At 47.2% G+C, this 24,657-nt stretch carries 20 protein-coding genes; 9 read left to right on the top strand and 11 right to left on the bottom strand.

Translation table 11 applies throughout. The features are described 5' to 3' along the window. Nucleotides 1–109: 109 nt before the first annotated feature. Both T497_RS0111735 and nudC read right to left on the bottom strand, forming a co-directional pair. Entirely contained in the window at nt 110–1,525 is a 1,416-nt protein-coding gene (locus tag T497_RS0111735; protein WP_028515773.1) for a sensor domain-containing diguanylate cyclase, read from the bottom strand. A gap of 102 nt (nt 1,526–1,627) precedes the next feature. Next, nucleotides 1,628–2,485, bottom strand: coding sequence for an NAD(+) diphosphatase (gene nudC / locus T497_RS0111730; RefSeq protein ID WP_028515772.1), 858 nt, complete (start codon nt 2,483–2,485; stop codon nt 1,628–1,630). Between the two features lie 234 nt (nt 2,486–2,719). Between nudC and T497_RS16745 the strand changes: the two genes are divergently transcribed. Next, on the top strand, nt 2,720–4,411 hold the full coding sequence (locus T497_RS16745; protein ID WP_051530647.1) for a putative bifunctional diguanylate cyclase/phosphodiesterase: 1,692 nt from the start codon (nt 2,720–2,722) through the stop codon (nt 4,409–4,411). Nucleotides 4,412–4,430: 19 nt separating this feature from the next. Here T497_RS16745 and T497_RS0111720 read toward each other — a convergent pair whose 3' ends face one another. The 4 genes from T497_RS0111720 to T497_RS0111705 all read right to left on the bottom strand — a co-directional run bounded on the left by T497_RS0111720 (nt 4,431) and on the right by T497_RS0111705 (nt 10,191). Next, nucleotides 4,431–5,159, bottom strand: a complete 729-nt coding sequence (locus T497_RS0111720; RefSeq protein ID WP_028515771.1) for a prolipoprotein diacylglyceryl transferase family protein — start codon at nt 5,157–5,159, stop codon at nt 4,431–4,433. 19 nt (nt 5,160–5,178) lie between these two features. Next, nucleotides 5,179–5,754, bottom strand: a complete 576-nt coding sequence (locus T497_RS0111715; protein WP_028515770.1) for a hypothetical protein — start codon at nt 5,752–5,754, stop codon at nt 5,179–5,181. A 159-nt stretch (nt 5,755–5,913) separates the two neighbouring features. Continuing rightward, the gene (locus T497_RS0111710; protein ID WP_028515769.1) at nt 5,914–8,490 is read right to left on the bottom strand and encodes a glycoside hydrolase family 9 protein; all 2,577 of its coding nucleotides are present in this window, start codon (nt 8,488–8,490) and stop codon (nt 5,914–5,916) included. Between the two features lie 309 nt (nt 8,491–8,799). Next, on the bottom strand, nt 8,800–10,191 hold the full coding sequence (locus tag T497_RS0111705) for a sensor domain-containing diguanylate cyclase (RefSeq protein ID WP_028515768.1): 1,392 nt from the start codon (nt 10,189–10,191) through the stop codon (nt 8,800–8,802). Between the two features lie 349 nt (nt 10,192–10,540). On the opposite strand from T497_RS0111705, the gene T497_RS0111700 reads away from it, so the two are divergent. From T497_RS0111700 to T497_RS0111685, 4 genes are all read left to right on the top strand, one after another. Next, nucleotides 10,541–11,905: a hypothetical protein gene (locus T497_RS0111700; protein ID WP_028515767.1), complete on the top strand. Its 1,365-nt coding sequence runs from the start codon at nt 10,541–10,543 to the stop codon at nt 11,903–11,905. Between the two features lie 142 nt (nt 11,906–12,047). Next, the gene (gene feoB, locus T497_RS0111695; protein WP_028515766.1) at nt 12,048–14,396 is read left to right on the top strand and encodes a ferrous iron transport protein B; all 2,349 of its coding nucleotides are present in this window, start codon (nt 12,048–12,050) and stop codon (nt 14,394–14,396) included. Then, nucleotides 14,396–14,542 (top strand): FeoB-associated Cys-rich membrane protein, encoded by a 147-nt coding sequence (locus tag T497_RS18355; protein WP_143186548.1) that lies wholly within the window; start codon nt 14,396–14,398, stop codon nt 14,540–14,542. The genes feoB and T497_RS18355 overlap by 1 nt, the downstream gene beginning before the upstream one ends. Continuing rightward, the gene (locus T497_RS0111685; RefSeq protein WP_028515765.1) at nt 14,539–15,114 is read left to right on the top strand and encodes a hypothetical protein; all 576 of its coding nucleotides are present in this window, start codon (nt 14,539–14,541) and stop codon (nt 15,112–15,114) included. The genes T497_RS18355 and T497_RS0111685 overlap by 4 nt, the downstream gene beginning before the upstream one ends. Nucleotides 15,115–15,289: 175 nt before the next feature. Here T497_RS0111685 and T497_RS17665 read toward each other — a convergent pair whose 3' ends face one another. Further along, nucleotides 15,290–16,957: a MutS-related protein gene (locus tag T497_RS17665; RefSeq protein WP_051530646.1), complete on the bottom strand. Its 1,668-nt coding sequence runs from the start codon at nt 16,955–16,957 to the stop codon at nt 15,290–15,292. A 268-nt stretch (nt 16,958–17,225) separates the two neighbouring features. Between T497_RS17665 and T497_RS0111675 the strand changes: the two genes are divergently transcribed. From T497_RS0111675 to T497_RS0111665, 3 genes are all read left to right on the top strand, one after another. Then, a complete protein-coding gene (locus T497_RS0111675) occupies nt 17,226–18,293 on the top strand; it encodes a GGDEF domain-containing protein (protein WP_028515764.1) in 1,068 nt (355 codons plus the stop codon). Nucleotides 18,294–18,458: 165 nt separating this feature from the next. Next, nucleotides 18,459–19,637 (top strand): iron-containing alcohol dehydrogenase, encoded by a 1,179-nt coding sequence (locus T497_RS0111670; protein WP_028515763.1) that lies wholly within the window; start codon nt 18,459–18,461, stop codon nt 19,635–19,637. Between the two features lie 10 nt (nt 19,638–19,647). Continuing rightward, nucleotides 19,648–20,661: an SDR family oxidoreductase gene (locus T497_RS0111665; protein ID WP_028515762.1), complete on the top strand. Its 1,014-nt coding sequence runs from the start codon at nt 19,648–19,650 to the stop codon at nt 20,659–20,661. A gap of 41 nt (nt 20,662–20,702) precedes the next feature. Here T497_RS0111665 and T497_RS18575 read toward each other — a convergent pair whose 3' ends face one another. The 4 genes from T497_RS18575 to T497_RS17660 all read right to left on the bottom strand — a co-directional run bounded on the left by T497_RS18575 (nt 20,703) and on the right by T497_RS17660 (nt 23,505). After that, complete coding sequence (locus T497_RS18575) at nt 20,703–20,870, bottom strand: hypothetical protein (RefSeq protein WP_196243043.1); 168 nt, start codon at nt 20,868–20,870, stop codon at nt 20,703–20,705. Nucleotides 20,871–20,883: 13 nt separating this feature from the next. Beyond that, complete coding sequence (locus tag T497_RS0111655) at nt 20,884–21,327, bottom strand: GNAT family N-acetyltransferase (RefSeq protein WP_028515761.1); 444 nt, start codon at nt 21,325–21,327, stop codon at nt 20,884–20,886. 34 nt (nt 21,328–21,361) lie between these two features. Beyond that, a complete protein-coding gene (locus tag T497_RS0111650) occupies nt 21,362–21,964 on the bottom strand; it encodes a hypothetical protein (RefSeq protein ID WP_028515760.1) in 603 nt (200 codons plus the stop codon). Nucleotides 21,965–22,206: 242 nt separating this feature from the next. After that, complete coding sequence (locus T497_RS17660) at nt 22,207–23,505, bottom strand: glycoside hydrolase family 11 protein (protein ID WP_051530645.1); 1,299 nt, start codon at nt 23,503–23,505, stop codon at nt 22,207–22,209. A gap of 222 nt (nt 23,506–23,727) precedes the next feature. On the opposite strand from T497_RS17660, the gene T497_RS0111640 reads away from it, so the two are divergent. Beyond that, entirely contained in the window at nt 23,728–24,534 is an 807-nt protein-coding gene (locus T497_RS0111640) for a hypothetical protein (protein WP_028515759.1), read from the top strand. Nucleotides 24,535–24,657 lie beyond the last annotated feature (123 nt).

Raw genomic sequence — 24,657 nt, 5'->3', positions numbered from 1 at the left:
AAGGCGGTTTTATCTTCAATTAATATTATATCACATATTTTTTTATATGTCCAGTTAAATTTATGTGAATAACGTCAAGAGCTCCGACTGTGCGGAGCTCTTTTGTATATTATTTTCTCTTGCGTTCGGGGAATTTCCTGTAATATCTGTCCTTGTCGGCGTACATTCTCTCGTCGGCAGTTCGCATTGCATAGCGGATATCTCCGCCATTTGCCTCGTAATAGCCGCCTACGGCAAAGCTGATATTATTTGTATCCTCAGAGTCTTTGCGGAGCTTTTCCATGCGCTTTTCAAGCTCCTCCTCGGGAACGTTCACGGCGATTATCATGTATTCGTCGCCGCCTGCGCGGTATATGTCACTGTCGTAGAAAAGCTCTCTCAGAACTGCGGCTGCGTTTTTAAGCAGCTTATCGCCTGCGATATGTCCGCCGCTGTCGTTTACCTGTTTAAGTCCGTTAAGGTCGGCAAAAACTATGCCGTAGTTCTCAGGAGTAGGCTCTGCTCCCGAAATATAGCGGTCAATGCGGTTATTCATGGCATTGCGGTTATATATGCCCGTAAGCAGGTCTACGGAGCTCATTACCTCAAGGCGGTTAAGAAGCTGATAGTTTGACAGCTCAGAGGCTATGAAATAGGTGGTAAGGGAAAGAGTCTCCTTGATACGGAGAGTGTTCTCGGTATTGAAGTTCACAGCCCATATATAGCCCAGCGTCTCGTTATTATAATTCAGCGGGAACAGCACAAGGCTCTGCAAATTGGCAGCCTTCAGTGAGTCATACCAGCGCGGATTCCGCTCTCTGAGCACCTCCATGTCCTTTTCGTTCTCCAGTATCAGGCAATTGCTGCCTGCAATAGTCTCGTTCCATGTGCTTACAAGCTCGAAATCAGGCTTAGTCTCCTCAGAAACTACAGCGGTATCCTTTGATTTGTCAATTACCACCTTGGCAAGCAATGAACAGCTCTTAGCCTTGAAATCCGTTTGCAGGAGACTGCACCTGTTTGCGCCGCAAAGCTCGCAGATATCACATATTATCTCATGGAGAGTCTTTTTGAAATCCGTGCTTCCGCGGAGCTTTATGCAGGTCTCAAGAACTGCCGACGAAGCCGAAGCCGAAACATTGGACATCATCTCGGAATTTGCCTCCATGGTTATCTGCATGGAGTATGAGCAGTAGCCCTTATTGGGATCGTCGGACTCAATAGGCAGGATATACTGATTCAGCCAGCAGAAGAACCTCTCAGGCTTTAAATAGGTGTGTATAGGAGTCTTTAAAATAGCGCTCTTGTACACCGCCTGCTCGAAATTAAGATCCTTTGGGATATATTTTTCATAGGGTGAATCAGGTATGAATTTATTGTTGAGCATATGAGCCGAAGCTCCGTTTGCAGGGTTTTCGATAGAGTCTATATAAGGCTTGTTTCCTGCAACTATGCGTATATTTCCGTAGCCGCCGTCGGGCAGCTTTTCAATGGACAATATACAGGTAGTAAGTACAAAACCATCAACTATTTCCTGATAATTCATATGAGCGCCTCCAATGCTGAGGATAGTATTTCTCTTATATTTCATATTATATCACATATTTTATCAAATGTCCAGTGAATAATATGTTAATAATGTAGAATCTTATCTGTCCAGCACTCCCCTGCCGATATTCTTGAAAAGCTTCATCATCTCATTGGTGAGACTATGGTCATAGGGCTGGAGAACTATCTCTTCCCTGCCCAGCCATTCCGCGTATTTCAGCTCGTTTTCGTCCATATGTATGGCGCTCTCGCCCTCTGCCTCGCAGAAAAAGCCTGCAAGGATATTTGCCGCTATGCCCCACGGCTGAGACTTGTAATAGCGGATACTCTTCACCTTTATGCCTGTCTCCTCCATTACCTCACGGGAAACAGTAGCTTCAAGGGACTCACCTATCTCCGTAAAGCCTGCCACAAGGGCATTGTGGGCAAATCCCGTCCTGTAGCGGGTTATGAGGAGCTTATCACCGCTGACCACGCCAACTATCACCGCAGGATCTATCCTCGGGTAGACCTTTTTGCCGCATTTCGGGCACAGCATGGCTCTCTCGTTTTCGTCCCGAACATTCTCACCGCCGCAGTGTCCGCAGAATCGGCTGCTCAGATACCACTCGGCAAGGTGATGAGCCGTGAAGCCTGCGAAAAGATACTTCTGCGGCACAGGATCGGTGCTGCGTATCTTTCTTATACTGCCAAAGCTGTACTTTTCGGGGAGCTCAGGGGCAGTTTCCTCGCCTGTAAGCAGCAGGAAGAAGCCCTCTCCCTCCACTTCAAACAGGTATATGAGCTTGTCTGCGTATTTCTCGGACAGCTCACAGACCTGCGGAAATGCAATGGTATTATTTTCAGCTGCACAAGCCATTTCGCCTGCTCTGTAGACTATAACGCGGTCAGAAGCCGCTGGAGCTCTGTGCAGGGCAAATTCGTTTCTGAATATGTTTTCTCCGATATCCTGTATCATATTGTACCTCTTTTCCTGTTGTATCTTAATATTTTATCATATAACACATCAGAAATCAATGTATAAATATTAAGTTTCCTCAAACCGCACTTCTCGTTAAATATATGCTTCAATATATAAAGAATTTTCATTCTTTTCTGTGCAAAACTTCAAAATCTTCTTGAAGTATGTAAAAAAATATGTTATAATGTATTTAATAATAGGGGTATCCATATCGTAAATGGAGAGATAGTTATGACTAATGAGAGAACTTTTGAATTCTATAAATTGTTTGAAGAGCTTATACGCTCTATGACTCGGGGAAGCACCTACGACGAGGCCGAAATACTTGCAAACGTCGAAAAGCTTGCAGTTTTTTTCAGGCTCACAAAGGCTACCTCTGAGTTTTATCGCACTGTCGCTGACGAAAAAGCAGGCAGGGGCGAAATAAAGGTCGGCTATGACAACGGAAAGCACGGCGAGCTGTTCATGAGTAAGCGCGTTGTCACAAAGTCAATGGCTGTGGTAAAATGCAATGCCTACAGGGCTCCCGACGAGGTGCCTATGGACGATGTAGAAAAGGACAAGCTCAATATCGCCATGAACTCTGTTCTCAGCTTTATAAGCCGTCACAGACTCGAGGGCGTAGTCGAGAAATTCGTTTTCTTCGACGATACGGGCTATCCGAATGTCCGCTCGTTCCTGCGCTATCTTGAAATACTCAAAAAGGAAAACGCTCTTGCAGGCTGTACTGCGGTGTATTTCAATCTGCGCCACCTCACCCTTATCAACCGCGATATCGGCAGAGGCGCAGCAGATATCGCTATACACAACTATTTCAATATGATAAAGGATATTATCGGCGAAAAGGGTATCCTTTGCAGAGTAGGCGGAGATAATTTCGTGGGAGTTTTCGACGATTCCCTCCTCAATGACGTTCTCGGCATGCTCAACGGAACTCCTGTTATCTACGAGCCCAACAGCGGCAAGCGTATAATGCTCTCAGCAAATACAGGCGTTTTCCGCATGACTCAGGACTTTACCTTTGACGCTCCAGGCGACGTTATGGACAGGATCCTTCCCGCATTGCAGGCTGCAAAAATGGGCGGCAAGGACAACATTGTATTCTACGACAACTCCATGGAAGTCAGCAGAGAAAAGCGTATGGAGATACAGAAGCTGTTCCCCAAGGCACTGGAAAACAAAGAGTTCAAGGTATTCTATCAGCCGAAAATAGACATAACAACAGGAAAGCTTGTAGGCGCAGAGGCTCTCTGCCGCTGGATAAGAGACGGCAGGATAGTTCCGCCTATGGAGTTCATACCTGTTCTAGAGCAGAATACGGACATATGCCAGCTTGACTTCTATATGCTGGACAGCGTATGCGCTGATATCCGCCGCTGGCTTGACGAGGGCGGCAATGTGGTCCGCATATCGGTAAATCTCTCCCGTAAGCACATGATGGACGTTGACTTATTGGAGCACATAATGAATATCGTGGACAAGCACAATGTTCCCCATGAATACATCGAGATAGAGCTTACCGAGACTACCACAGACGTTGAGTTTCGCGACCTCAAGCGCGTCGTTAGCGGACTTCAGCAGCAGGGTATCTATACTTCTGTTGATGACTTCGGTATGGGCTATTCGTCCCTTAACCTTCTCCGCGAGATACCGTGGAACGTGCTTAAAGTTGACAGGTGCTTCCTGCCCGTAGACAGCGACGACAGCACCAGCAGCAGAACTGTCATGTTCAAGTATGTTGTGGCTATGGCAAAGGAGCTCGGTCTTGAATGTATCGCAGAGGGCGTTGAAACGCAGAATCAGGTCAAGATACTCAGGGACAATAACTGTCTGTATGCTCAGGGATTCCTGTTCGACAAGCCCCTGCCCCTTGCAGACTTTGAAAAGCGGCTTAAAAGCGGCGACTACGATGTAGAGGCTTGAATATAGAAAAAAGCGGAGCTTATCGCTCCGCTTTTCTTATGCCTGTATATGCATACTTTTTGCTTTTTATCACGAGATACACTATGCAGACTATCATCATTATAAAGCAAAGTATCTGGTTCAGCGACACTACCTTGCCGATATGGGACTCTCTTGTGAAATCAAGAAGCCCCTTTGCTGCCGCAGAAGCTATGAAAACCATATAGACTACCGCTCTGCTGCCCTTTGCGAACATTATAACACCTGCCGCAAATATCAGGAAGAACACCACTGTTTCGGAAAGCTGTACGGGAAATACTCTGCCTGTTTCCGTTACCTTGCCTGTGTACTCGATAGAAAAAGGTCCGCTGTAAGGTCTGCCGTGACAGCAGCCTGCAAAGAGGCAGCCTAACTTCGACACGCTGTACATCAGAGGAAGAGCAAGGGTGCAGTTTTCAAACATTACCCTTGACTGCTCTTTGTCGCCGACTATAAGTGCAAGCGTCAGGACACTGCCGTACATACCGACAAGTCCGCCGATAGAGGATAAGCCGAAGGACTTTCCGCCCGATGAGACATAAGTCAGCAAAAATCCGAAGAAAAAGCTCATAAACGGCGATAAAAGCGCCACAAAGCCTGCTATTTTCTTGTCTATGCCGCGCTTTCTGTTCATGATGTACTGCATTGCTATCCCAATAGCGCAGGCAAGAACTATCATGACCACATAGGGCGGTATCAGCTTATAGGTCGTATCAATGTGTATTGTCATGGCTTTTCAGCTCCTTATATCAGCCGGGTATATTGTGACAGCAGGATTCGCAGTCCTGTATGAACTGATTGCAGACTATGGCAATTATTATCATCGCCGCTATGGTAAGGATAATAGCTATCGCCGCAAGGACTATATAAACTATGCAGAGTACCTTGCCGAACTGATTCTGGGGATATTTTACCCTGACGATTATCATAAGCACCAGTGCGGCTATGAAGAACAGTCCGCCTACAAGTATCGTTCCCAAAATGGACATAGGGAATCCCAGCGCCATGAGTCCCACGGAGACATAACACAGGATATTGGCGGTATTGTCATTCTGCTGACGCTGAACATAGGGCATGGGCATATTGAAATTGTTGATATTCTGCGAAGCAGCGTCGTTTATATCTACATCTCCGTACTGCGCCCAATACACTATGTAGCTGTACTCCTTCATATTTACAGGACGGTACCAGCGTTCCTCCTTGCTTCTTCTGAAGCCGCGCTTCATAAGGGTATCGTCGTCAATGTCGTAAGGCGCAAAGAGCACGGGTTCACCTTTATAGCTTTCAAATGTGCAGTTTCTCACCTCAAAAAAATGTACCAGCATGCATATCACTCCCCTAAATTTTTTCCTTGATACTATTATATGACATTTTCCGGCTAATTTCAAGATGACATTTATCACTTTTTCAATGACATTTGTCACTGAAATGAAAAACAGACAGCCATTGAGCTGTCTGTCCTTCAAGGGATCTTTTATGATAAATTAGGAAAGCTTGCTGATGATGTGGAGCAGATATCTCTGTATCTCAAGAGCGTCTGCTGTTGTCATGCCGTTGCCTCTTTCGCTTACATCTGCGTTTACAGCGCCCTGCTCTGTAAGGTGGTGCTCGTCAGAGCCGTTGATATCGAACTTGTTGGGGTTCGCAAGAGCCTGCATGATGAGAACTACGTCAGACATATCAACTGCGCCGTCGCAGTTTGCGTCGCCCTCAAGATTTACCTTTGTATCAGGCTTGACTGTTGAAGTCGTTGTAGTCTCGGAAGTAGTTAATGTTGAAGAAGTAGTTGTTGTTGAAGAAGTAGTTGTTGTACTTGTTGTTGTGGTTGTTGAAGTAGTTGTGGTCGTGGAGGTTGTTGTAGTTGTAGTTGTAGTTGTTACATCGGGCTGTGTGCTCTCTGTCTTGTCTGTGATAGAAAGCAGATATGTAAGAGGTGAATTCCAGTAGATAGTGATCTCGTTTGTGGAATAGCTCTCGGAGTTGTCAACGTAACGCTTTGCGTTAGGCTGGTCCTGACAGTAAGCCTTGGCAGCGCTGTCCTCTAAGCTCTGGTCAACACCGCCGACCAGCATACCCTTCATAGCCTTGCCTGCCGCCATTGAAGGACGGTGGTGAGGATGCTCGGGAGATACTGTGCCATAGCCTGTGAAGAAGCAGGTAGCAACAGGGTTTGTACCGAGGAGGTAGTCCAGCTGTGCGTTTGCAGCGTCTGTGTAGCTCTTTTCGCCTGAGAGCTGACTTGCAAGTGCAAGGATAATGCCCTTGTTAGCGATAGTCATATTGCTGCCCCAGTCGTACTTTGTGATAGCCACGCCGTATGGTGAGGACTTAGATGTGCTGAGAAGTGACTTAGCCTGTGATGTTACAGCGTCAGCAGCCTTCTGATATGCAGAGGAGCTCTTGTCTGCGTTCTTCATGGTGAGGATAGCGATATTGCCGTAGTCACCTACAACAGACCAGTCAAGACCTGTCTTTACTGTGCCCATAGCGCTGAGGTACTTCTCATTGCCTGTAGCGCGGTACATCTGAGCAGCTGCCCAGTAGCGCTCGTCGGAATCGTCCTTGGTAAAGTCAGCATAGTCGCCTGTAACGATGTCCTCGGGATTTACGAGAACATAGCCCTTGTTCTTTTCGAGCCATGCCCATGACTTCTCGGCAGCGTCCATGCACTTCTTTGCGAAGTCCTTGTCGAACTTCTCATAGAACTCGGCTGCAAGTGCCATTGAAGCACAGAAATCAGCTGTAGCTGTTGAGCTTACGGGAGTTACGAATAACTCGCCTGTCTCCTTTGTAGGAGCTACATATCCCGGGAAGGTCTTGCAGGATACCTTGTGGTATGCGCCGCCGTCTGGAGCCTGCATCTTCATCATCCACTCAAGCTCGAAACGAGCCTCGTCAAGGATATCGGGAGTTCCGTTTCCGCTCTCGGGGATACCGATGTTGTCGCCGTAGAGCTCGGGAGCTGTGTCATATGCGTAGATAAGGTCTGCAACAGCCTTTGCAGCAGGAACTACATATCTGCCGTAGTCGCCTGCGTCGTGCCAGCCGCCGCTTACGTCTATCTTATTGCTTGTGCCGTAAACTGTAGCCATTGAGGTGTGGCAGGGCTCGTGACCGAAGTCCTTGTCCTCTACCTTGACGCCGCAGCGCTGTAAATAGAGCATTCTTACGCTGTCGTCTATAAGATTTGAGTAGACCTTGTCGCCTATCTCGAATGTGTATGAATTATCAAGTCCCTCGCAGGTGATGTAGTACTTGCCTGCTTCCTTTACGGAGCTGAAATCGCCTGTCCAGTTTGTCTCGTCTGCGCTGGAGTTTGCAGTCTTGTTTTCGAGCTTGCCTGTGAAAACAGCCTGCTTTGTGTCGGCGTTAACTACCTTGAATTCGGTCTGGTTAGTAACGTCGCGGAATACTGCGACCTTGCGGCTGTCAGGTCTGTAGCCTACCTGATTGAGATTGATTGACGGAGCATAGGGACGGCTTGAAGCGTAGTCAACCTGACTGTCGTCAACAAGCTCCAATGATACGTTGTCGATGTAGATAGTATGCTCGGGGAGCTCGCCCTCGTGCTTCTTCTGGATACCGCAGTTGAATACCAGCTTAGCCATGATATCTGTTTCGTCTTCCATGGTGAACTCGTAATCAATGGTCTGGGGCTTGGAGGTGAGCTGAAGTCCCTTCCATGTGTAGGCTCTGTAGTCGCCGCCGTTCATCTGGATCATTCCCTCTACATAGCGGTCAACAGAGCTTGAGATATCGTACTTCAGACGGTAAACGCCGTTCTTGTACAGGGGTACGATGTCATAGAACACCTGTACAGCATAGTTTACCTCGCCCACATTTGATACTGTAAGGGCAAGCTGTCCGTCCTTTGTGCCGAGAGAGCACTTTCCGCCGCTCTCCTTGTAGGTTCCCCAGCCTGAAACGCCCGACTCGAATGTGGAGTTGCTGATAAGATTCTTCGCAGCCATTACAGGTGCGCTGACAGCAGGTGCTGATGCTGCCATTAGGGTGCAGGCTGCAAGAACAGCTGCACAGCGCTTGATAGAATTTTTCTTCATGATATGATTCCCTCTCATTTTGTGTTGGCGCCGAATAACATAATGTGCTCAGAATAAATACCCTCACAGTGCAGATACGGCATTCATATGCCGCTGTCGGAACATCATTCAATGCGATACTATGCGATTCGGCTAAGTGTTTAGGTTTTTACAACTATATTTTATCAGAACATATCAAAGTATGCAATAACATTTTGCACTTGTTATATAACATTTTATGCAAATATGGGCGGCAGTCCTTAGGCTAAGTATCTCATATCATGCAAAAAGCCGAAAGCAGACTGCTCTGCTTTCGGCTGATGTAACATTTTATCTGTATTTTAGCTCGGGATTCGTATCATAATACTGCTTCTTATTGCTGTACATTCCCTCGTCGGCAAGCCTCATGGCTTTCAGTATATCCTCGCCTGTACTGCCGAAGCTGACGCCTATGGCAAAGTGCAGATCTTTGACCGACGCCGACTGCTGACGGAGCTTTTCGATACGGCTGTTTACCTCCTCCTCGGCGGTACCCGATACTATCACCATGAACTCGTCGCCGCCTGCGCGGTAGACCTCGCTGTCGAAGAAAACTCCCTTTAACATGGCTGCTGCCGCTCTCAGGAGATTGTCTCCCTCGCTGTGTCCCTGTTCGTCGTTTACGCGCTTCAGACCGTTAAGGTCGGCAAATACCACGGCAAAAGGAGCTTTCAGCGTCTCCTTGCCTGCGACTATTCGGTCAATACGGTTATTCATGGTATTGCGGTTCTTTATGCCCGTAAGCATATCTATGGAGCTGAGAACTTCAAGCTTATTTACAAGCTGGAAGTTGGATATCTCAGCCGCTACGAAAAATGTGGTAAGCTCAAGAGTTTCCTTTATTTTTACAGTGTCCTCGACCTTGAAGTTTATCGCCCACATATAGCCCAGCAGCTCGCCGCCGTGACTTAATGGGAACAGCACGACGCTTTTTGCGCCTGCTCCTTTGAGGGAATCATGCCAGACAGGATTCACGCCTTTGAGCCATTCCATGTCACGCTCGTCCTTTACGATTATGCAGGTGCTTCCGCTGAGAGTTTTCTGCCATGTTTCGGTTATGCCATAAAAGCTGTTGTCAAGGTAGTGCTCCATAGGAAGCATTCCGCTGCCCTCTCTTATGTTTTCGCAGAGTACCGAGCAGCTGCGCTTTTCGCTGTCGGTCAGCAGGATACAGCAGTGGTCAGAGCCGCATATCTCGCCGATATCCTTGATGACGTCCTTAAAGGTATCCTTTATATTCGCTGAGCTTCTGAGCTTTATACAGGTCTTCAGCACGTTTGCGGCGTTTTCAGCCGAAACATCTGACATTTTGTCTGCGTTTACAAGAGGAGCAGCTTCGTATGTGTATATGCAGTAGCCCACGTTCTCCTTGTCGGAGCTGAGCGGCAGAAGAAACATATTCAGCCACAAACCCATCTGATAAAGACTTACATAAGTGTGCAGAGGCTCGCCCTTGACAGCGCACCTGTAGCAGAAATCCTCAAAGTTCATATCCTTCGGGAAACACATCTCATAGGGAGTATCAGGCACAAAGTCGTGATGTGTTATAAGCCTTACTTCGTCGCAGTGCGCCTTGTTTCCTGCAACTATACGGATATTGCCATAGGTCGAATCCGATAGCTTTTCAACAGAAATGATACAGCTCTTAGCCTTATAGTCCTTCAATAATGCTTCAAAATCCAAAACAATATCCCCCTTTGCCAAATCTTCTGTTATATTATAACATATTTATCAAGCTTCTGTCAATATAATTTATTCATTATACACTCTTGAGTATTCTCTGAAAAATCGGCAAATTTTTCGGGCAAATCAGCTATATCGGCACATTTATCAGCTATACAGGCTCTTATATTAACAGAATTTTTACATTTACGGTCAGAACTGTCAGCTCAGCAGTCAAAACAGCTTCTCAATAAATCATGGGATAATGTCGAAAAATTAATATATATTGACGATTGACGAACATATTATAATTTGATATAATGATATTTGGAATTTCGGATGTTCTATCCGTGTTATGGAGGTATGAGAAATGAAGACTAATTTTCTGAAAGCACTGACTGTTCTTCCCCTTGCTGCTGTTCTTGTAAGCTGCGGAAGAGCCGCTATCGATCCTAACGACTATCTCGAAGTCAAGTACGACGGTCTCGACACAGTCGCAAGAGCAAACGCAACTGTTGACTATAAGCAGATGGTCATGGACAATCTCAAGGCATTCGGCATCAAGGACGAGGACGACGACCACGATATCGACAGAGCTGTTTCAAAGCTCAAAAAGTACCTCGGCGGTGAGCTGGACAAGACATCTCAGCTCTCAAACGGCGATACTATCATCTTTGAGTGGGACGATGACAAGGTCGAGAAGCTTGAAAAGAAGTACAAGATAAAGCTCAAGGTCACCGACAAGGAAATAAAGGTCACTGACCTCGAAGAAGCAAAGGAATTCAACCCATTCGACTACATAACCCTTGAATATACAGGCGTTGGTCCCGACGCATACGCTAAGGTAAAGGTAGACAGCAACCTGCCTGTAAGCTATGATTACTTCAAGGTAACTCCTTCATCAGGTCTCAGCAACGGAGACAAGGTAACTGTTACTTTCGGCAGCAGCAAGAGCGACGAGGAATACATCAAGGAGGACTGCTTCAGACAGGGCTATCTGCCGACTTTATTTGAAAAGGAATTCAAGGTAGAGGGCGTTCAGTCCTATGTCAAGAAGATAGACGAGGTAGAAAAGGCTTCTTACGACAGAATGGATAAGTACGCTCGCAAGGAATTCGACAAGCTTGCTGATTCATGGGAGAAGAAAAAGCTCAAGGACATCGAGCTTATCGGCGTTAATTTATACACTCCAAAGGACGAAACCGCTTACTGGGGCAAGAATGCTCTGTGCTTCGTATATAAGGTAACTACAAACAAGCCCGAGGGCTTCAAGGACGACAAGGAAGAGGAAAAGACAACCGAGGCTCCTACAGAGGCAGCAACTGAGGCTAAGACCGAGGCTGAAACAACTACAGCTAAGGCTGAGGAAGCAACCAAGGCTGAGGACGAAAAGACAACAACTACTACCGCAAAGGACGACAAAAAGTCAGAAACTACTACAACTACAGCCAAGGCTGACGATAAAAAGGACGACAAGAAGTCTGACAAGGACAGCTACACATATTACTACTTCACATCGTTCGTAAACGTTCTCACTCCTGACACAAACAAGGATAAGGAGTACCCTGCAAGCAACGTTCAGAAGCCCGAATACATAAACTTCTTCGGAGTTTCAGGCGACGCATTCGTTAAAGGCAACGTTCTCTTCGAGGGCTTTGAGACTCTCGACGACCTCAACAAGGCTATGGAGACAAAGTACCCCAAGAGCAAGTGCGAGACAAACATCAAAAAATAACCTTTAAAAGCTCCGCCTATACGGAGCTTTTTTTGTTCAAAATGCAGAACTTAGCTTTTTCTCGGCATTATTATTGACAGTCCATTCAAGGATATGATAGAATTGATTTGGATAAACTAACATCACGGATAAAGGTGAGATAATGTCAACATTAAAAGATGCTAAGATAGGTCAGACCGTCAAGGTCGTAAAGCTGGGAGGCGACGGCGCTCTCCGTCAGCACTTTCTGGATATGGGTATTATCCCCGAAACAGAGATAACCCTTGTGAAATACGCTCCTATGGGCGATCCTGTGGAGCTGAGGCTCCACGGCTATGAGCTTACCCTGCGCCTTGCCGACGCAGAGCAGATAGAGGTAACTCCCGTGGACAACAAAAACGATATCAGCTCCAAGAAAAGCGAAAAGAAAAAGATAGCCCACCCCGGACTGGGTGAGGGCGGAAAGTTCCATGCCAAGGGCGACGGTGATCCCCTGCCAGAGGACACGAAGCTGAAATTCGCTCTGGTAGGCAATCAGAACTGCGGAAAGACCACCCTGTTCAACAGGCTCACAGGCTCAAAACAGCACGTCGGAAACTTCCCCGGAGTTACCGTGGACAGAAAGGACGGCGCCATAAAGGAGCACCCTGACACCGTAATAACCGACCTGCCTGGTATCTACTCCATGTCGCCCTACACCAGCGAGGAGATAGTTTCGAGAAATTTCGTCCTCGAAGAAAAGCCCCACGCCATAATCAATATCGTTGATGTTACAAATATCGAGCGAAACCTCTACCTCACCATGCAGCTCATAGAAATGAATATCCCTATGGTCGTTGCACTTAACATGATGGACGAGCTCTCCTCAAACGGCGGCGGTATCGACGTAAACCGCATGGAGCACCTCCTCGGTGTGCCTGTTGTTCCTATATCAGCCGCTAAAAACGAAGGTATCGAGGAGCTTGTGGAACACGCCGTTCATGTTGCAAAGTATCAGGAGCGCCCATTGGAGACAGACTTCTGCGGCAAGAGCAAAAACGGCGGCGCAGTTCACCGCTGTATCCACGGCATATGTCACCTTATCGAGGACCACGTTGAGACCGCAGGACTGCCTATACGCTTTGCTGCCTGCAAGGTCATCGAAAACGACAGCCTTATCATTTCTCAGCTTGCTCTGGACAAGAACGAGGAGGAAATGATAGACCACATCGTTATGCAGCTCGAAAAGGAGCGCGGACTGGACAGAAGCGCAGCTATTGCCGATATGAGGTTCTCGTTCATACAGAAGCTTGTCGAAGAAGCCGTCACAAAGCCTACGGAAAGTAAGGAACATATCCGCAGCCGCAGGATAGACAGTGTTCTCACGGGAAAATACACGGCCATACCTGCTTTTGTTGGTATCATGGCTCTGGTTTTCTGGCTGACCTTCAACGTCATCGGCGCATGGATGCAGGGGCTCATGGAAACGGGCATAGACAAGCTCACCGAGATAACGGACAAAGCTCTGATACACGCCCACGTAAACGACACTATCCACAGCCTTATCATAGACGGCATATTCGCAGGTGTGGGAAGCGTTCTCAGCTTCCTGCCCATAATCGTTACCCTGTTCTTCTTCCTGTCAATGCTGGAGGACAGCGGCTACATCGCAAGAGTGGCGTTCTTCATGGACAAGCTCCTGCGTAAGATAGGTCTTTCGGGACGAAGCATAGTGCCTATGCTCATAGGCTTCGGCTGTTCTGTTCCTGCGGTAATGGCTACAAGAACTCTCCCCAGCGAGAGAGACAGAAAGATGACCATACTGCTCACACCCTTTATGAGCTGTACTGCAAAGCTGCCTATATATGCATTCTTCGTAAACGCATTCTTCCCGAAAAAAGGCGGTCTCATCATGGTTGGACTGTACCTCCTCGGTATAATCATCGGCATACTTGCAGCCTATTTCTACAAGACGTTCCTGTTCAGAGGCGAGGCAGTCCCCTTTGTTATGGAGCTCCCCAATTACCGTCTCCCCGGAGCAAGAAACGTGGCTCAGCTCCTGTGGGAAAAGGCTAAGGACTTCCTACAGAGAGCCTTTACGGTGATACTTATCGCAACTATCTGTGTATGGTTCCTGCAAAACTTCGACCTGAAGCTGAACATCGTCAGCGACGCCGAGAACAGCATACTCGCTAAGATAGCAAGCCTGTTTGCCCCTGTTATGAAGCCTGTAGGTCTTGGCGACTGGCGCATTATCGTTTCGCTGGTAAGCGGCTTCATGGCTAAGGAAAGCGTTGTGTCAACTCTTGAGATACTCTACAGCAGCGGCGTATCAGCTTCAATGTCGTCACTGTCGGCAGCTTCCCTGCTGGTATTCTCACTGCTGTATACTCCCTGTGTGGCGGCAATTGCAGCAGTCAAGAGAGAGCTTGGCAAGAAATGGGCAGTAACAGTAGTCGTATGGCAGTGCGTTGTGGCATGGGCTGCCGCACTGATAGTCAGACTTATCTGCATGGCGTTAGGAGTGGTTTGATGAATACTATCGATATTATCCTTATTGCAGCTATAGCAGCCGCTTTTATCGCTGCTGTGGCTGTGTGCATACGAAACAAGAAGCAGGGCAAGGGCTGCGGAGGCTGCTGCGGTGACTGCTCTGCCTGCTTTAAGAACAGCAAATGAAAACAGGCATATTATTAACGGCAGCGCTTCTTGCGGCTGTAGTTTCGGGCTGCTCGGACAATAACAGCTCCGAGGTCATACCTGCCGAGGCAACAACAATTGTGACAACTGTTGTTACAACAACTGCCGAAACCACAGCAGCTACCACAACAGAAGCGGTCACAGAGCCCACTACCGTCTCGAAGTCTCTGCTGAAAGCTCCCGAGGATATAGCTCTCCGCGATGTGGACGGAAATGGACAGAATTATGAGTTCACCTATGACGGCAGGAGCTTCTCGGCGCTCTATGAGCCTGATAACTGGCATATCACAGATTCGTACCTTATTGATGACGAAGCCGACCTTGTCATCATATGTCAGGCACTTATCGCAGTGAACCCCGTTCACAGCGCAGATATGGCAGGCTGGCGGACTGCCGAGGATATGGCGTATGAGTGGAAAAATCACAATCAGGCATATTACCTGCTGCCTGACAGCTCCGACTGGAAAAGCAGTGCCAAGGACGTTGACCTTGACTCAAAGGACGAGGGCAAAAGCGCATACGACCTGTTTATGGACAAGATAAGAGAATAAGCTGCGCATTAGCGCAAGTTTAGAGTTGAGAATTTTGAGTTAAGAGTTATAACGCTTCCTGTAGCGGCATTATTTTGAAATCATGAGCGAAGCGAACACATAAACTCTCAACTCTCCACTCTAAACTCTAAACTAAAAAAGGAATACAGAAGCAAAGCTTCTGTATTCCTTTTTTTCATCTCTGTTCCATGAGCTGTTCAAAGGTAATGCCGTATTTATAGGCTATCTCATGGGCGTAGCTCTTTCCGTCGGGAGCCTTATAGCTTATCTTGTAGGAACGCTTGCCGCCCTCGTTTTCCATGACTACGCTGACCGCCTTGCACATCGCGCCCTCAGCCTTGTTGAATTTATCCGTATCCTCAGCAAGCTCATGCATATGAGTATTGAAGAATGTCCTCGCTCCTATGCAGCAAAGATACCGCAGAACGTCCTCGGCGATATACACCGACTCGGTATGACTGGTAGTGGCAAAGGACTCGTTGAACAGCAGCAGGCTGCTGCCTGTTGCCTTTTTGCATATCTCGTTGAAGCGCTCCGCCTCCTCGCCGAGACGTCCAAGAGACACAGTGCGCTCCTCCTCAACGGGGAAATGAGTGTATATGCCGTCGCACAGCCGAACCCGCGCAGAAGAAGCAGGCACGAAAACTCCGCTCTGATACAGCAGGAACGCCAGTCCAACGCCCTGAGTGAATATGGTCTTTCCGCCGCGGTTTGGACCTGTAAGTATATTCACCGTCTTCTCACGGGTAAATTCAAGGTCGTTGCAGACTATCTCCTCTTCAACAGTGCCCTTTCCATGACATATAGCCAGCTTTACATTGTAGAAATCCCTGAACACCGTGTCGCCGTCGGAGGACTCGCCAATACAGCAGGGCACTCCCGAGGCTGTAAGCTGCTTTTCAAGCTCGATAAAGCGGAGATAGAACAGCAGCTCGTCCGCAAGGTCTGCAAGGACGTATCCGCTCACATCAACATACTTGTGAAGAACACGCCTTAGCTTTGCGGTAGTCGAGGGCAGCATACGCTCTATGATGCTATTGAGATTGTTCATAAGAGGATTGGCGGAGGGCTGCCTTGCGACGCCGCGGTATTTCCTCTCATATTTATTGAGACTTTCAGCCATATTGTCATCGGGTATTTCCATTGAAAAAGCCATAAGGTCCTCGTCATTGAGCTGGTCTTTCCTGTGATACTTCAAAAAGCGCTTCAGCATACTCTGCTCCTCGAACCAGAATTTGTTAAGAGCGATTATGCCTGTCTCCATAGGATAGAAGTTCTCATCAAGATTTACGCCGATAGTTATGCTCCTGACGTAACGAATGTCATCGCTGATTATTTCTATATCCTTTAAAAGCTCGCCGAAGCCGCTGTTGCCGCAGATATCCTTTATATATGCAGCAAAACGCTTCATGCCCTCCGATACGAACTCACGCCCCTCTATGGCATTATTGAGCTCGATAACGGAGCTTATGTAGTTTTCGAGATATTTCAGCTTTGAGAGCAGTTCCCAGATAGTAGAGCCCTTTTCTATGCGCTTCTGACCGTCCTTGGTAAAAAAGCGCATACCATCGAATATATCGTAGAGCTTCTCGCAGAGCTCGGGAGACTCTCGCAGCTCCGTGTAGACTGCCCTGCGGTAGCTGATTATCTTCTCATCAATGGGCATATCAAGCAGTATATCCTTTATTACCTTCCGCTCGCCGGAGTTTCTGGAAATGCTCTCAACGAGGAAGTCCACAGACAGGTCGTTTTCCGTATCGCTGCTGAGTCTTGAATAGCTGCCGTCCTTATGGGGAGCAAGCAGGCTGAACTCTCTCAGCTCGTTTGTATTCTGCTCGGACATTGGTCTCTCCTTTCTTTTTTTGTACGCAGCATGATATCATTAACATTGATTATAGCACAGTTTTCAGAAAATAGCAATAAGCACAGTCAAACTCTTCGCCTTACTGCTATATCTGTTTTTAATAAAAAAGCTATTGAAACCAAAGCATTAATGTGATATAATTATATAAAGCATATGATTCTTTTACAAGTAATTTAACTTTATTACATATTGTTGCCTTCTGCGGCAAAAAACTCAAATCACACACCGAAAAGAGGTGGTCAGCACTATGACTATTTCAGGTTATTTATCAGAACACTGGGGACTTATAATTATTCTCATCGGAATTGCCATAACAATACATTCGGACGTTCATCTGGAACGCAGGATAATCTGTAAAATAGCCTTTACCAATGCTCTGATTTTCCTGTATTCGGTCACTTGCTATGTGGAAACATACCTTGGAAATCAAACCGAATATTCCATATTAAGACCGATACTGTGCGCTGTAAATTACAGTCTTATCGTATTTATACTTGTAAGCGCCATAATGATAATGTATCCAACGCAGAAGAGGTATCTCCTTTTTCCTGCGTTTCTAAACGCCGTGCTGTGCTTCATATCTATCCCTACGGGTATAGTTTTCACCATATCAAAGGATAACCACTTCGGACGCGGAACTCTGGGATATCTTTCATACTTCATTGCGGCTCTGTATATGCTGTACCTCATATACAGCCTTTTCAGAAGCACAAGAGCCGAGAAAGAGGATTACAACCTTATGGTATTCCTCTCCATAACGTCGGTGCTGTGTCTGGTAATGCCGTTATTCGTCGAGAACTCCAGCCACTGGTTCAATATCACCATTGCGACTGATGTGCTTCTGTACTATGTATTTCTCCTACAGCAGTTCACCAAGCGCGATCCCCTGACAAAACTGCTGAACCGACAGAGCTATTATTCGGATATCGAGAAGTATATGAACGAGATATCCGCAGTTGTGGCTATGGATATGGACGGTCTCAAAGAAGTCAACGACACCCACGGTCATGTGGCAGGCGATACGGCTCTGAAAACTCTTGCGGACTGCTTCCATAAAGCCGCTAAGCATGAACAGCGCGTATACCGTATCGGCGGTGACGAGTACGTTATCATCTGCATGAGCACTCCCGAAAAAGAGGTAAATGAGCTTATAACACGCATGAGGGAAAATGTGGCAAAGACGGAGTATTCCTGCTCCATAGGCTACGCAATGAAAACTGATAACTGCTCCATAGACGAGCTGTATCAGAAAGCCGACAAAATGCTGTATGCTGAAAAAGAACAGTATTACATAAAGTCGGGAAAAAGAAGATAGGATACGGCGTGACAGCTTTCCACTGTCACGCCTTTTTTCATAAAAAGGACATATATTTCAGCAATTTTATACTTGTATATGGTTCCTATTTATGATACAATTATAACGACATCAAATCGTTTCTTAATAATTCTATTAACTAATCATCTATCAGGGAGGTAAACAATGGACAACTTTAACTTTTACAGTCCTACCGAGTTCGTTTTCGGAAAGGACAGAGAATCAGAATGCGGTGAATACGTTAAGAAATACGGCGGAAGCAAGGTGCTTATCCACTACGGCGGCGGTTCTGCCGAAAGGTCGGGACTTCTCGGCAGAGTAAGAGAATCACTGAACAAAAACGGCATAAGCTTCGTTGAACTGGGCGGCGTTAAGCCGAATCCAAGAGATACTCTGGTATACAAGGGCATTGACCTATGCCGCAGCGAGGGCGTGGACTTCATACTTGCTGTAGGCGGCGGCTCGTCTATCGACTCCGCAAAGGCTATCGCCGCAGGCGTCCCCTACGACGGTGATTTCTGGGACTTCTACAGCGGCAAGAGCATCGAAAAGGCTCTGCCTATCGGCGTTGTTCTCACTATCGCAGCCGCAGGCAGCGAGGGCTCGGGCGACTCCGTTATCACAAAGGAGGACGGTATGCTGAAAAGAGGGGCAGGCTCAGACGTGCTCAGGTCAAAATTCTCTATACTGAACCCTGCTCTCACACAGACTCTGCCTGCATATCAGACAGCCTGCGGAGCTACCGATATCATGGCTCACGTTTTTGAAAGATACTTCACAAATACTACAGAGGTCGAGATAACAGACCGTCTCTGCGAGGCTGTACTCATAACAATGGTCAAGGAAACTCCCCGTGTTATCGCAGATCCTGACAATTACGATGCAAGAGCCAATATCATGTGGGCAGGAATGGTGGCTCACAATGGCTTAGTAGGCGTGGGACGCTCTCAGGACTGGAACAGCCACGGCATAGAGCATGAGCTTTCGGCGCTCTACGACTGCGCTCACGGTGCAGGACTGGCAGTTATCATGCCATCATGGATGGAGTTCGTTTACAAGCACAACGTTATGCGCTTCTGCCAGATGGCAACAAGAGTTTTCGGCTGTCAGATGAATTTCGAGAACCCCGAGTCTACCGCTCTTGAGGGCATACGCCGTTTCAGAAGCTTCCTCCACAGTATAGGTATGCCTATAAACTTCGCAGAGCTGGGCGCTAAGGAAGAGGATATCCCTGCTCTTGTGGAGAAGTTCGGTATCGGCAGACGCAGAACAGGCGGTTTTGTGGCACTTTCCGCAGATGATATCACTGAAATATACAAAATAGCCGCAAAGGCAAGCCTCTGAGGTGAATACTATGAAGATACTGTTCATAGGCGGCACAGGCACTATCAGCATGGCGATAACAAGGCTTCTTGCCAAACAGGGACATGAGCTTTATCTGCTTAACCGCGGAAACAGGAACGAACACCTGCCGGATAATGTAAAAACTATCATAGCGGATATCTCCGACGAGGAGGATACTGCAAAAAAGCTGGAAGGTATGTCCTTTGACTGCGTTGGCGAGTTCATCGGCTTCGTTCCCTCACAGCTGGAGCGCGACTACCGATTATTCAAGGATAAGACAAAGCAGTTCATATATATCAGCTCCGCTTCTGCATATCAGAAGCCGCCTAAAGGCTATGTTATCACAGAGGAGACTCCCCTTGAGAATCCCTACTGGGAATACTCACGGAACAAAAAAGCCTGCGAGGAATACCTCATGGAGCGATATAAAGAGGACGGCTTTCCTGTGACTATCGTCCGTCCCAGTCATACCTACGACGAGCGAAGCGTACCTTTAGGAGTTCACGGCAAAGGCGGAAGCTGGCAGGTGGTAAAGCGTATAAAGGAGGGCAAGCCCGTCATTATCCACGGCGACGGAAGTTCCCTTTGGACTATCACCCACAACAGCGACTTCGCAAAGGCTTACGTGGGACTTATCGGCAATTCCAAGGCTATCGGCGAAACTTTCCACATAACCTCCGACGAAAGCGTCAGCTGGAACGAGATATACAAGGCTATCGCAGACGCTCTCGGCGTTGAGCTGAAGCCGTATTATGTTTCGTCACAGACTCTTGCGGATATGAGCGATTACGACTTTCTCGGAAGTCTAATCGGCGACAAGGCTAATTCCGTAGTGTTCGACAATTCCAAGGTCAAGTCCCTTGTGCCCGATTTCAAGGCGGAGGTCTCCGCAAGGGAGGGCATACGCCGCACTGTGGAGCATATTCTCGCCCACCCCGAATACCAGAACGACGACGAGGAGTTTGATATTTGGTGCGACAAGGTTATAACTGCTTTAGAGAATATGAAAGAAAACTTCAGATAATAATCAAGGCTGCATAACTCACTGTTATACAGCCTTTCTCATTATTCCCACTCTTCATTCTTGTGCTTTGGCTTGCGCTTATAGCGCTTTTTGTCGCTTTCCACCACCTTTGTGGCAGGATCGACGCCATTCCAGCTGCCGCGCTTTGCGGAGTCTATCTTCTTCTGCTCCTTTTTGCTCATTTTATCATAAGGCACGAATTTATCCATAATATCCCTCCGTTCATACCGATATCACGAACAGCTGCTCGGTGCCGCCGTATACTGACTCAAAATCGCCCATACAGACGAAGCCATACTTCTCGTACAGTCCACTTTCGCCGCTCATGATATATACCTTGGCGTATCCGATACTTTTTGCGTATTCAAGGGCTTTTCCTATCATTTTCTCCGAAATTCTCTTTCCTCTGTGAGCTTCGTCCACAAAAACAAAGCCTATCAGCGGAGTATAAGGATATTTCGGGTGCAGCCCGTCCTTTTCCGTAAGTGTGCAGAAGCCCACAGGCTCACCGCCCTCAAAGGCTGCGAAAACACGCTCCCAGTCCCTGAACTCGTTTTCACCCATGAGCCTTGCAAGCTCTTTTCCTGCTCTCCATGAGCAGTTTTCGGCAAATGCCGCAACTGTATCCCATTTTTCGTATGTACTTGTAAGTGTTATTATTTCCATTTTTCTCCTTTTGGAACGCCGTTCCATGTACGTTTTACAGTCCGAATGCCGTTTTTACCCATTGGTAAAGCTCCTCTATCGTTTTTGTTCCGTCGTTTACCATACAGGGTATACCCGTTTTTTCACATTCGGCTTTGACATGCTGCGCAAAGAGTATATCCCTTTGCATCCAGTTATCAAAGGCTTTCTCCTTGTCGGAACATTCCGCCAGCACATACTTTACCCATTCCCTCTGCCTGTAATGTGATATCTGAAACTCGGGCGAGGGTATAATGGCGATATAGTTTTCTGCTCCGTATGCTTTCATGACCTGCGGAGTATATGCAGCTCCCTCAGTAATGATAAGCTCTGCGGATATCTGATCTATTTTGTCAAAGACAAAGGGAGCTGTCTCGCCGTATATCCTGAACTCCTCCTCGCACTGGATATGGGGCTCTCTCAGCCAGTTGCCGTCTGCCGATAAGCCGCTGATACCTGCACAGGCAGCCTTTCCCTGCGCTGCCGCCGCTGCGATAAGCTCCCCAAGATGATCGTCGACCTTGAAGTAATATGCGCCGTATTCTTTTGAGATAAGCTCAGCAGCAGTACTCTTTCCGCTGCACGGTGAACCGCCTATAAATAAGATTTTTTTGCTCATGTTATCCCTTTCCGACAGATAATATCCGTCTAAAGCCTGCAACAAAAAAGCGCTCCCGCAGAACGCAGGAGCGCAGAATATCTACCGTTAATATATGCTCAGAAAGCTGTTATACGGCTGTGCAGGCAAACTCCATGCTTAGTGTTATCTTGTTGTGATTTGATGTAAATATTGTGTTTTTCATTGAGTTCACCTTCCTTTCAGTTGATATGAGCATATTATACATGGTATTTTACGATTTGTCAAGCACTTTTTTCAGCGCCCGACACCTCGTCAATGTAGAAATCCGTCAGGCTGTCGGGGGACTCCAGATAAAGCTGGAGTTTTTCAGCACCCTCGGGGATAGTGTATGCAGGATTTTCAAGAGTCAGCCATTCGCCGTTTTTAGCAGTTGCAAGAGCTACCTCGTCGTATTTCTCGCCGTCAAGATTGTACTGCATGGTCATCTTCATGGTGACGTCGCTGCCGCTCTTCTGCATTACCTTAGCCTTGAAGCTGTATGCCTCCCCTGCCTTGTAGGTATCGCTGCTGAGCATTATCGCCGCGCCGTTCCAGTTGTCCGTTCTGCCACTGACGAAAAGGCTCTGTGCACCGTCGGAAGCGTTCTCCTTGTCAACAGTGACAAGCGAGCCGCCTCTGGGTATCCAGCCCTGTGCGCCCTCCTCGAAGCTGATATCGAAGAAGCCCACTGCCTCGGGAGTTCCTGTTTCAACAGCTCCCTCAAGCTTTTTTATAGCGTCGTTGTCAACAGTTACCTCTATGTCTGTAGCCTCGGCGTAAGTGCCGCCTGCATTGAGTTCATTCTTGTAGACTGTCGCCTTGCCGCTGGACTGATAGCCCTCGATAGTAAGAGCTACTTCATACATTTTACCAAGCTCCAGACCGCACTTTTTCCACGCATCGAAGTGCTTGGACACTGAGATAGTACCTTCTATCTTCTTGCCCTCGCCCTGTGGCTTGGACTGTCTTACGCTCCAGTACTGGTCGAAGGTCTGTGTGCCGTCGATAGAGGGCTGTTCGTATCTGGTGGTCTTGTAGATATCGTATGTGCCGCCGTCAACTGTCACTGTACCCAGCGATACGGGAGCTCCGGGCGGTCTCCATGAGCCCCATGATTCAACGATGTAGAACTCGATAAGAGGATCTCTTGTCCAGCCGTAAACGCACATATAGGAGTTGCCTACAGGCTCGTATTCCACGCCGTAATCAACGGAGATATTACCAAGCTGGTCGTAGGTCTGTGTGCAGTCGTACTTCTTTCCGCGGCGGAAAAGAGCATTGTTGATGTTGCTCCACTCGCAGGAGAATGTACCGCCCTTTGCGTCAACAGTAAATGTGGTGTCTCCCTCGTCCTTCCACAGCTCATAGTCATAGCCGTCGGCAGTACCCGTGATATTCTCGGTAAACACCTGCGGCTCGGCGCTCGGTGCGGCGGAGCTGTCAGCCTCGGGCTTGCTGCTGTCGCTGCAAGCCGCCGTGAAACTCATCATGCATACCATAGCCGTAACTGCGGAAAGCTTTTTAAGAATGTTTTTCAGCATATTTTCTCTCCTTTACTAAAATAAAGCTGTTTTACCTGTTAATTATACCATTCAGATGACATTTTGTCTAATCTATTATTGCTCTTATTACTCTTTTGAAAAAACAATGCTGTAGGTCAGTTTTTCATATAAACAAATGGTTTTCCTTGACATTCCGTCATTTCAATGATATAATAAAAGCCTGATATATGGACATTTCACAAGACAAAAAGGAGAAATCAAATGAAGGAACAAAGTGTCAAGAAGAAAAAGAAACTGCCAAAGGTGCTGCTGGTGATCGTTCTGCTTATCGGAGCTCTCGTTGGCTTTATCGCGTTCAATGCTTCAAAAAACATGGAAGTAATGAACAGAACTCTCGATTCGGGTATGAAAACTCTCTCGGAACACGCCGAAGTCACACCTGTTGACGCAGGCGAGTTTTCGCAGATAAAGATGTATGGGCTAATGAAGTTCAACGTTTCACAGTATGACGTCAAGGATATCGGAAATCTCTCCGTAATGACCGTAAATATGGGCTTTATGCAGATGGTATCCTACGTTATCACGCCTTATGACAAGAATATGCCGCTTATGTCAATGGATTTCATGTATATCCTCGGAAACCGCAAATCCTACGTGGAATTCTACGACCTTGTCTCCGAAAAGGATTCCGCCGAATACGATGACGTTTTAAGCGCAATAAAGGAATTTGAAAACAAGTACAGCAGCTTTGAGGACATAGCCACCGATCCTGTATGGTACGACGAACTGATGACAGTTGCGCTCCACAAGGCAGGCAAGCGTGCTGACGACGAAAAGATAGAGGAAATGTTCTGCGACGCTATAAGCTGCTACATGGAAAAGGCTAACGAGCTTAATGAGCTTTCCGACGAGGAAAAGGCTGTAAAGCTTGAGATCACTCAGAAATATTCCGACGATCTCGTTGAAAAGGGCGGAGTTTCTACCAACGTGTTCAAAAAACAGCTCGGTGAGGAGAAAACCAAGGAGTTTTTCGATAAAGTATTCTTCGGAACAGAAAAACACAGATAAAAAACAGGCGCGATAAGAATTTATCGCGCCCTTTTTGTTGGCGCTTTAGCGAAACTAAACCCCCAGTTCTACTGGGGGAATAAAAATGCTTTAGCAAAAGCTTAAAAATAACCTCCAAGTATG

The sequence above is a fragment of the Ruminococcus flavefaciens MA2007 genome, from assembly GCF_000621845.1.
Taxonomy (GTDB): domain Bacteria; phylum Bacillota; class Clostridia; order Oscillospirales; family Ruminococcaceae; genus Ruminococcus; species Ruminococcus flavefaciens_E.
This window is presented reverse-complemented; position numbering and strand designations above follow the sequence as displayed.